The organism is Mesorhizobium sp. M8A.F.Ca.ET.165.01.1.1 (genome assembly GCF_004792065.1).
Classification (GTDB): domain Bacteria; phylum Pseudomonadota; class Alphaproteobacteria; order Rhizobiales; family Rhizobiaceae; genus Mesorhizobium.
Window position 1 is genome coordinate 1 of the sequence record NZ_SRTH01000230.1, and the last position, 291, is coordinate 291.

Below are 291 nucleotides of genomic sequence, written 5' to 3' on the forward strand. Positions count from 1 at the left end.
GCCCTGACGCCGGTCGAGATGTCCAGCGTGTTCGATTCCGCCTGGCGGATGATGCCGAGGCCGATGCCGGTCTTGCCGTCCGAACGCAGCGCCGTCTGGCCGACGTCGGGGCCGAGCGTGACGGTGGCGACATCGCGGATGCGCGTCTTGCCGCCGACGGTGATGTTCTCGAACTCCTCCGGCGTCGTCACGTCCGCCGTCGTGCGCACGATCAGGTCCTGGTTGGTGGTGGTGATCGAGCCGGCCGGCGAATCGAAGGCGACCGAGGCAAGGGCCGTGCGGAGATCGGCG

Annotated in this window: 1 protein-coding gene; it reads right to left on the reverse strand. The window is 69.4% G+C overall.

Translation table 11 applies throughout. The features are described 5' to 3' along the window. A partial coding sequence (locus EN808_RS35870; protein ID WP_135918271.1) for an efflux RND transporter permease subunit occupies window positions 1-291 on the reverse strand: 291 nt, incomplete at both ends.